Annotated in this window: 3 protein-coding genes; 1 reads left to right on the forward strand and 2 read right to left on the reverse strand. The window is 60.4% G+C overall.

Translation table 11 applies throughout. The features are described from left to right. The coding region (locus ABZE94_RS21200; protein WP_372878168.1) for a hypothetical protein at window positions 1–686 on the reverse strand (686 nt) is incomplete at its 3' end. Window positions 687–692: 6 nt separating this feature from the next. After that, entirely contained in the window at window positions 693–1,211 is a 519-nt protein-coding gene (locus ABZE94_RS21205) for a hypothetical protein (RefSeq protein ID WP_372878170.1), read from the reverse strand. Window positions 1,212–1,914: 703 nt separating this feature from the next. On the opposite strand from ABZE94_RS21205, the gene ABZE94_RS21210 reads away from it, so the two are divergent. After that, a partial coding sequence (locus ABZE94_RS21210) for a WD40/YVTN/BNR-like repeat-containing protein (protein WP_372878172.1) occupies window positions 1,915–2,285 on the forward strand: 371 nt, incomplete at its 3' end.

Raw genomic sequence — 2,285 nt, forward strand, 5'->3', positions numbered from 1 at the left:
AGGGCGCAGCAGCCGGCGGTCCTGGTATCGTTCTGCAGGGCTTGAAAACTGTTGCGATTGGGCAGGTTGGTCAAGGGGTCGTGGCGGGCCATCAGGCGATTGCGCCGTGTCTCCAGATAGAACATCAGGATCAGCCCGCCGCCACAGAACAGCAGGCCGAGCAGGAGCAAGTGGCTAAGGCGCTGGTTATGGTGGATCTCGTCGATAATCCGCGCCGCTTCCGGGCCGGTAAAGTTGTTGATGATCACTTGCCGGATAGGCTTCAGATACAGGTTGTAGCGTTCGATGGCCTGCTCGATCGGCGCGCCAGCTTGCAGGTCGGGGCTGAAGAACAGTGCTTCATCGTCGCGCAGTTGGGCGAACAACTGTGCGACCATCTCGCCGGCATTGAAGCGTTGGCGTATGGCACTGTTTTCCTGGCCGGTGAGAAAGGCTTCGAGTCGGCTCCAGAGCAGGTCGTAATCGAATTGCAGCTTTTCCCGGGAGGCGCCTCCCGCCTGGAACAGTTGCAGGGTGTTGACGAAGCGCAGGTGGTCGAATTCCAGTTGGGCGAGCGACCAGGCGGAAAGCTGGATGCGCGCCGAGGTGATTTGCGAATTGCGCTGGTTGTAGGCCAGCGAAGTCGCGATACCAATGGCGAACCCCAGCGTAATCAACAGCAGGAACAGGTAGCGCAGGCGACGCATCGGCGTTTACCGGCCAATGTTCAGCGATTTGAGTTGCCAGACCATCGCCTGGTGATGCTCTTCCTTGCGCAGCTCGGGGAAGTCGCTCAGCGGGTAGATGACCCAGATGGGACCCTTGTCGCGTACCCTCATGACCTTGCCGTTCTTGCGGGTTGCCAGAATCACCGGGTACTGGCGCGCGGCTGGCAGGCTCAACAGCATGCTGTAGTCGTTGAGGGCGGTGGCGTCGATGCGCTGGCCCTGGGCCTTGAGCTGGTCGAGCAGAACGCTGAGCCTGACGCCCTGATAGTTGTCTTCCTGGTCGGTCCAGGGCGTCAGGGTTTTCACTTCCACCTGGGGCAGGGCATCGAGGCGCTGCAGGTCGAACAAGGCCCGGCCCTGCGGGCAGCAGCCCAGTTCGCCTGTGACCGTCAGTATCAGCGGGTTTGCCGGAGGCTCCTGCCAGTCGTCTGCGGCATTCACGGCCGGGCTGGCCAGGCAGATGGGCAATAGCAATGGGATGAGGCGCTTGAGCAGTGATGGCATGGGGATAACCCGCTATCTATCGGTGCATGAGGCTGATGGATGCCGGCATGCCCAGAGTTGTCGACGTGCTTATGGTCGGCAGTTTTGCCCACCCTGCAGTACTTGTATTTGTTGTGCTGTCAGACCGATGGCAGTATGCCACGGCTTGCGCGGAATGCCCCGGGTTTCGGGTGTTTGCTTTGTCCGCTCATGGGCGAGTTGCAGCGATTGCCCAGGTTGCCCCAGGGGCGGCCACTAACCGGTGTGGAGCTGAAGCAGCGCCTTTACGGCGATCTTCCGGGTAGGTTGATTTTCTTCCCGTGAGCTCGGTGCCTGTGAAAAATCCCCGCCTACTGCGGCCGTCTCCAAACGACCGTTGTTCCAGCCAAATGCCTCGAGCAATCCGCGATCGATAGGGCGCTCGCCAAAGGCAGTGCACCAGGAGACGAGCGCCATCGACTGCAGTCGGCCGATTGCGCATGGCGGTTATGTCCCGGCGACCCTGCGTCGCCGCCGCGCAGCTTGATGTTCGTGTTGTGTTGGCAAAAGGCCGCTACAGTGATGGCATCCGTGCGTATCACTGCGTCGAATAAACGATCAATCACGTGGGCCGGCCTTAACAAAACATAACGTCACGCCGATTGTCAGGCCTTTCGAAAGCCCGATAGCATAGGAGGTCTGCTAGAAAAGCAGCACCACCGATAACAACAAAGGGGGAAGGTATATGAGTGAGCCCGTCATGCGGCGCACCCGGGCCGGTCTGTTCAACGCACCGGCGCTGCGCTTCTACTCGCCGCTGGCTAAAGCGCTCTCGCTCTGCAGTGTGCTGTTCATTGTGATTTTCACTGCCGCGCCATTGCAGGCGCAAACCGCCACCGATTCAACTGTCCGCTACTCGATCGAGTCGCCGAAAGCAGTGAAAAAACTGCTGTTGGACGTCACCCGCGTCGGCCAGCGCCTGGTGGCTGTGGGCGATCGTGGCCATATCCTCTACTCCGACGACAACGGCGCCAACTGGATCCAGGCCAAGGTGCCGACCCGGCAGATGCTCACCGCGGTGTTCTTTGTCGATGACCAGCACGGTTGGGCGGTTGG

The sequence above is a fragment of the Pseudomonas sp. genome (assembly GCF_041601375.1).
Taxonomy (GTDB): Bacteria; Pseudomonadota; Gammaproteobacteria; order Pseudomonadales; family Pseudomonadaceae; genus Aquipseudomonas.

Bases quoted from the DNA above. Each gene is read 5' to 3' on its own strand.
- ABZE94_RS21205 (WP_372878170.1), bottom strand. From the start codon at position 1,211: ATGCCATCACTGCTCAAGCGCCTCATCCCATTGCTATTGCCCATCTGC.